This is a genomic window from Streptomyces sp. NTH33 (genome assembly GCF_003236365.1).
Taxonomy (GTDB): Bacteria; Actinomycetota; Actinomycetes; order Streptomycetales; family Streptomycetaceae; genus Streptomyces.
In genome coordinates this window covers 1-6,318 of the sequence record NZ_POTZ01000406.1, presented here as the reverse complement: position 1 = coordinate 6,318, position 6,318 = coordinate 1, and the positions used below count along the sequence as shown (strand labels likewise).

Here is a 6,318-nt window from a genome sequence, read left to right as displayed (position 1 = left end):
GGGTGCGGGCGGGGACACGGCGGCGTCGGTCGGCGCCCCGCCGCGGACATCGGCGGCGCCGACGCCGTCCGCGTCGCCGTTGGGGCCCGCGCGGCCGGACACGGAGGGCCAGCTCCTCGACGGGATCACCTTCGGGCAGGCCGTCGACGGGCTGAAGAAGTGCCTCGTGTACAACCAGTCGGGCTCACGCAGCCCGTCCGGCTTCCGCGCGGACCTGGGCGCGGCGGAGGACTACCGGATCATCCTGGCGATGCACAGCACCGGCGACTCCAACGCGCCCGGCGACGGCATCTACGTCGTCGCGGTGAAGGAGCGACCGACGCCGGCCCGGCTGATCTGCACCATCAAGGGCGGCAAGGCAACCGGCATCAACGCCAGCGTGGGCGCAGATGATGTGCTGGACACCGGCCCCGTGATGGCCGACATCAACGGCGGCAAGCTCCACCGGCAGTCGGTCCTCGACCACGGCAACTGGAAGCTGCCGTTCCGATGGGGTGTCATCGGCACCGTCAAGCCGTCGGTGGCCCGGGTGACCGTCACCTACGGCGGCGTCATCCGCCAGGCCGCCCTGGACCACGGCTGGTTCGTCGCCTCCGGCGTCCTGGACCAGCAGGTCACCGTGGCCCCGCGTATCAAGGGCTATGACGCCGACAACAAGCTGGTCTACGACTCCGACAAGGACAAGTCCTACGAGAAGCGGCTGTAGCAGCGCCGCCCGGCCGGTGGCGCCACACAGGGGTTGGCGCCCCCGGATCCTGGTCAGCGGTGCGGCGCGAGGGCCTTCCGGCCCGGTGCGGAGGGGGCGGTCCACACCGGGCCGGAAGGCCCTCACCCGTCTTGGGATCCCTGAGCCGAGAGCTCCCTCACCCACCTCTGTCGTCGGCAACGACCAGTACCGTGCGCCCTGGCCGGACGAGAGCTTCGCCCAGTACGCCAACTTCCGCTTCTACGACTGGGACACCCGCGACTGCCGGGACCCGGACGACTGGCCCGACCAGGACGCCGCGCTCACCAGCTCGATGGCCTACTGGGCGAAGCACCCCGGCACGTACCACCTCGTCCACACCGCCGGCCCCTGCGCCCTGGCAGACCTGGAACGCACCCTCGGCGCCGCCACCATGGCACGCCTTCTCAAGGGCTACGCCCGCGACCACCGGTACGGCGTCTCCACCACCGCCGACTTCAAGAAGACCGCCCAGTCCATGACCGACAAGGACCTGGCCTCCTTCTGGAAGACCCACCGCACCCGGTGAACACCCCGGCACCACCACACCTGCGGCGATGCCTTCTCGCCGGCGGGCACCGAACTCTGCGGCGAGGCCATCACGGCGACCCCGCCCGGCAGGGCGGCTCCCCGGCGCGCTCCGGAACCCGTGGGAGCACCCGCGCGGGCAGGGAAAGCCCTCGGCGACGCACAAGGACCAGGCCTCTGACCTGGGCCTTCGTAGGGGAAGGGGTGCCGGGAGCCGAACTCGCGCTCTCAGCTTGGGAAGCGACGGCGCTTGTGCGCCCATACGGCTATTGACCTGCGCAGATCTGCTGTGCTTCCCTCCCCGTGAGGGCCTGGGGCACCGCTGTTGACGGTGGCTGTCGGCTCTGAAGGGCACACCAAGGACACGGGTGGCGTACAGGGGCGGGGACCGAGGGGGGTATGAGGTGTGTCGGGGCTTTGGGAGACGCATCGGGATCGCGGGCGAAGTGGCCGCTCCGCCCCTGCGCACACCTCGACCGGGCCCGCCCCGACAGCGGGCGCCACGGGGCCGATGCTCCTTGTGCGGCGGCCTCGCGCCCCTGCGTACGGCGGCCTCGCGCCCCTGCCGGTCCGTGGTGATCCTCGTACGTCCGCCGGACGAACCCCCTGACATCACCGTCACCGCTGTCGCCCCGCAGGTTTCCACGGGCGTCGCCCGCGGTGATGTCCGTCCTGCCGCAGCCGGTGACGTCACCGGCTGCGACGACCGCGTCGCGGGAAGCACACCAGTCGGAGAACACCCTCACGCAGGAGCCGGGGGTGGCTCGCGGGACGGCGGCGGACCGCCGCAACCCGGGCTGTGATCCTTCCGTCTTGCCTCGGCGGGCAGCTCTCCGTGAGGGAAAAGCGGTTCCGGCCGGAAAGTGACGAGCGAAACCCGACCCGATACGACCCACATCTAACAAAGCGGCCAAGAATTGAGACACATACCACCGCGGGACTTCTCGCGAACAAACCGGGAAACCGCGTTCTCCGCGATGCGTCGACCACGGGCGATACTCTGGGCCGTGGCGGGTGTCACGGCCCTCGGATTCCTCATCGTGCTGGAGTTCGCCGCGCGTCACTACGGCCTGCCGGGGCCGATCACCAACCAGGTGCGAGAGGTGGTGGCCGCCCCCAAGTCGGGCGGCCTGCTGTACGCCGCCATGGCGTTGACGATGGTGGTCCTCACCTGGCGGGAACGGTTCATCGCGGTGGGCGCGGCGATCGGTATCGATCTCGCCTTCTTGCTGGTCCGGTGGGCGGTGGACGCCAAGACGACCGGCGGCCACCCCTTCGGCAACGGCGCGTTGTGGGTGATTCTGGGCTGCGCGGTCATCGCTGTCACTCGCCGCACCGGCCGGGAACGCGTCCTGCTGCTGAAGGGCGTCGGGCTGGGCCTGCTGCTGATGGCCGGCCGCAAGACCGGCGACACCTGGCTGCTCATCACCTCGAAGACCCGCCCGGCGGTGCTCGACCAGTACGTGGCGACAGCCGATCACGCGCTGGGTGATCCGTCGTGGCTGGTGGGCCGGATCGTCACGGCCACCGGCCCCATCGGCTTCAACCTCCTCGACACCATCTACGGTCAGCTCCCGGTGGCCGCGGTCGTCGTCGCGCTGTACCAACTGCGCGGCGTGGCGGCCGAGCGCCGCTTCCCAGGCCATCACCTGGTGCGCACCTTCCTGGTGATCGGCCTCATCGGGCCGGCCTTCTACATGATCTTCCCGGTGGTCGGGCCGATCTTCGCCTACGGCACCGGCACCGACTACTGGGCGCCGATCAGCCTGTGGTCGCCGGACATTCCGTCCAGCGCGCACTGGGCGGTGGCCGACCTGTGGCCGCAGACGCCGCCGCCGGTCGGTACCCCGCACCCCATGCCGTTCGACGGGATCACCCCGCGGAACTGCATGCCCAGCCTGCACACGGCGTGGGCTGTCGCGATCTTCATCCACTCCAGGAAGGGCCCGCGCATCCTGCGGTACGCGGGCACGTTCTGGCTGATCGCCACGCTCGCCGCAACGCTGGGATTCGGCTACCACTACGGCGTGGATCTCCTGTCCGGCGTGGTGTTCGCGCTCACGATCGAGGCGGCTCTGCGGTCGTTCGACCGCGGCTGGGACCGATCGGGGATCCGGCTGGTCGCTTACGGAACGACGGTCTTCGCCGCGCTGCTGGTGTCCTACCGCTTCCTGCCGTTGACGATGGCCGAGCATCCGTGGGTGTCCGGACCACTGTTCGTGCTGGCGATGACCTCGGTGGTCTACGGCTACGTACGGACCACCACGGCGTGGGAACCGAGGATCACACCGGCGCGGCAACCGGAACCGCAGCCAGAACCGATCTGAACCGCGTCGCACCAGGCTGTCGGCCGCACGCCGTACGCCGTACGCGCACGCGACGCCCGCGCCGACCGGACCGCGTCACCTCCCGGGCCGGTCCGGAGTGGCGGCCGCGGTGGTCTTCGGGCCGGGCAGGCCGGGGCGGCCCCCGGACGCGCTGCGGGCGGCCGCCGAGAACGCCGGTACGGCGGTGCTCTTCCGGACGGCGTGGTGCGGCTGGACCGAGTTGGTCGGCGCGCTGCGGGCCGGTCTGGTCCTGTCCGGAGTCCCCGCCGATCCGGCTGTGGCGGCTGTGGCGCCGGGCGACCTGAACGGGCTGGCCGACGCGGTGGCGGTCCTGGTCGGCGGCGCGGTGACGATCGAGGACGTGGAGTCCCGGGTCCTGGCGTACTCGTCCACGAAGGAGGACGTGGACGAGTTGCGCCGGCTGACGATCCTCGGCCGCCGGGTGCCGGAGTGGCGCGTGGCCGCCATGCGGGAGGCCGGGTTCTTCCGGGCGCTGTGGGGCTCGGGGGACGTCATCCACCGGCCGGCGTGAGCGGATTCTGCGGGCAGCCGTACAACAGGGACTCCTGGAACCCGAGACGGCCGTACTGGCCGGGTTCGTCGACCTCGACGGCGTCAACGAAACCGTCACGTCCCCGCGGAACGCGTTTCCCGACTCCCTCCGGGTCCTGCACGCGTTCGCGGCCAAGGCGAACTGCCTGGTTCCCGTGCTGGAGGAACTGCGCCTGAGCGGCACGGGCTGCGAGGTCGCCAGTGCCGGCGAACTCGCCCGGCCCAGGACCTCGACACGGCCCATGGTTTGCGCGCGGGTGAGCTTGACCACGCCGCTCTTGGCAACTACTACGCACGACCGTGGACCCCGACACCCATCGGCGCCCGAGAAACCGGCGCCGATGCCGGGACTCGCTACGGCCGCGCCGTCAACCAGTGCCCGGCCCTGGCGGTGCGTCTCCAGCATCGCGCGTGACCCCTCCCGTGGGGTCCCTCGCGGCTGCCGACGTGGATCTCGGCAACCTTGTGATCCGCGCCCGCGTCCGCGGTGCCGAGCCGGAGCGGACCAACGGCAAGCGGGCCTCCGGAGCGACCAAGCCCGATGCAGGCGCTCGCGGCCGCCGATCTTCCGGACGGCTTCCGTTTCCACGACCTCCGTCACACCGGACACACCCTGTCGACCCGCTCGGGTACCACCCTCCGGGACACGGTGGTGCGCGCCGAACGTGCGAAGCACCACAGCGGTGACCGCACGCACCGCAAGGAGGAGTCACCGGAGAACCAAGGGCGTCCGACCGCGGGGGTTGCCGAGTCCAGGCAGGCTCTATATCGCCTTTCGATAGCATCGATAATCGATATGGGGTGGGTGTCGTCGTGCCGAAGGTCCGCAATCCTCTGGAGCCGATGTCGACGGCGGTCAAGGCCGTCCTGGCGCTGGTCGCGACACTGATGGGCATGGGACTGCTCGGCGCGCTGTTCGCCGACGGCATGTCTGTTCTCGGCATCGGTCAGAAGTTTGTTTGCGTCACGGACGCCACCACGACGATCAGCGTCGATGAGCAGCCGATCCCGGCCTTCAGACCCGCACCGGGGGCCAGTCTCAGCATGGGCGCCCACCCGGGGTACTGCACTGAAGCCCCCAGTACGGTGCAGAGCCTGCTCAACACCGCAACCCAGCTGGTTCCGTTCGTCTTCACCGTGGGAGCGCTCCTGCTCGCCCTCCGGCTGATCCGAAGCGCATCGCGCGACGGCCTCTACACCACACAGACCGCGGAGCGGCTGCGCGGGCTGGGGTGGTGGGTGCTGGCGGGCAGTGTGCTCGCCGCGATGGCCACGGCGATGGCCGAGAAGGCTCTCATCGCCTCCCTGAGTCTCGACAGTGACACCAGCGCTGTCTCCGGACTGTTGTCGTGGGACGTTCCCTTCCTGGCGATCCTCACCGGCCTGGGCGTCCTCTCCTTCGCCCGGATCATGCGCGTCGGCGTCACCATGCGCGAGGACCTCGACGGGACAGTCTGATGTCCGAGGAGAAGCGGGAGCACGCGATCGAGGTCCCTCTCGACCGGCTGCTCGAGGAGCGGGGGACGACCTTGACGGAACTTGCCAACCGGGTCGGAGTCACCCACGTGAATGTGTCGATCCTCAAGAACGGCAGGGCGAGGGCCGTGCGGTTCAGCACCCTGAGCCGCCTCTGCGAGGTGCTGGAGTGCCGGCCGGGCGATCTCCTCGGTCACCGCCCGCGCTGAGCAGTCGGCAAGCAGTGGCGGCCCTCGGGGTCCCGCGCCCTTGCTGATGCCGGAGAGCGTGGTCGGTTCCTCGTGGTGCGGGCCGGGGCGGAGGCCGGCGCCCGTCCTGAGGCCGACCTCGTCGGGGCTGGCCCGGGTGCGCCGGACGCGTGGGTAACGGCCCGGCTCCATCCTGTTGCTCCTACGGCACCGACGCTGTCCTCACCCCGACCGGCGGGACTTTCCAGGCCGTACTCTCGTGGGGCCGTCACCAGGCGTTGCGGATACGGCCGACCCGCGCCCGCGTGGTCAGCCGGAACCGGAACTGCCCGCCGCCTCGCGCGCGGCACGACGGTACTCCTCGTTGATGCGCTGGGCCTCCTCGAGCTGGTCCTCGAGGATGACGATGCGGCAGGCGGCTTCGATCGGGGTACCCCTGTCGACGAGCTCGCGGGCGCGAGCGGCGATCCGCAGTTGGTAGCGGGAGTACCGGCGATGTCCTCCCTCCGAGCGGAGCGGAGTG

General features: G+C 70.6%; 7 protein-coding genes. 6 read left to right on the top strand and 1 reads right to left on the bottom strand.

All coding sequences use genetic code 11. The features are described from left to right. From C1I97_RS28760 to C1I97_RS28725, 6 genes are all read left to right on the top strand, one after another. Positions 1-706 (top strand): hypothetical protein (locus C1I97_RS28760; RefSeq protein WP_111006050.1); only part of this gene is annotated, 706 nt, incomplete at its 5' end. Between the two features lie 85 nt (positions 707-791). Further along, positions 792-1,253, top strand: a complete 462-nt coding sequence (locus tag C1I97_RS28755; protein ID WP_309147835.1) for a hypothetical protein — start codon at positions 792-794, stop codon at positions 1,251-1,253. Between the two features lie 976 nt (positions 1,254-2,229). Further along, positions 2,230-3,579: a phosphatase PAP2 family protein gene (locus tag C1I97_RS28750; protein ID WP_111006049.1), complete on the top strand. Its 1,350-nt coding sequence runs from the start codon at positions 2,230-2,232 to the stop codon at positions 3,577-3,579. A 109-nt stretch (positions 3,580-3,688) separates the two neighbouring features. Then, positions 3,689-4,111, top strand: a complete 423-nt coding sequence (locus C1I97_RS28745; RefSeq protein WP_146608321.1) for a hypothetical protein — start codon at positions 3,689-3,691, stop codon at positions 4,109-4,111. Positions 4,112-4,932: 821 nt separating this feature from the next. Beyond that, entirely contained in the window at positions 4,933-5,589 is a 657-nt protein-coding gene (locus tag C1I97_RS28730) for a DUF2975 domain-containing protein (protein ID WP_181446964.1), read from the top strand. Further along, positions 5,589-5,816, top strand: a complete 228-nt coding sequence (locus tag C1I97_RS28725; protein WP_111006046.1) for a helix-turn-helix domain-containing protein — start codon at positions 5,589-5,591, stop codon at positions 5,814-5,816. Before C1I97_RS28730 ends, C1I97_RS28725 begins: the two co-directional genes overlap by 1 nt. A gap of 288 nt (positions 5,817-6,104) precedes the next feature. Here the strand turns inward: C1I97_RS28725 and C1I97_RS28720 are convergent. Further along, positions 6,105-6,318, bottom strand: a 214-nt coding sequence (locus tag C1I97_RS28720) for a MerR family DNA-binding transcriptional regulator (RefSeq protein WP_111006045.1), incomplete at its 5' end; no start/stop codon positions are given.

Bases quoted from the DNA above. Each gene is read 5' to 3' on its own strand.
- C1I97_RS28750 (WP_111006049.1), top strand. From the start codon at position 2,230: ATGCGTCGACCACGGGCGATACTCTGGGCCGTGGCGGGTGTCACGGCC.
- C1I97_RS28725 (WP_111006046.1), top strand. From the start codon at position 5,589: ATGTCCGAGGAGAAGCGGGAGCACGCGATCGAGGTCCCTCTCGACCGG.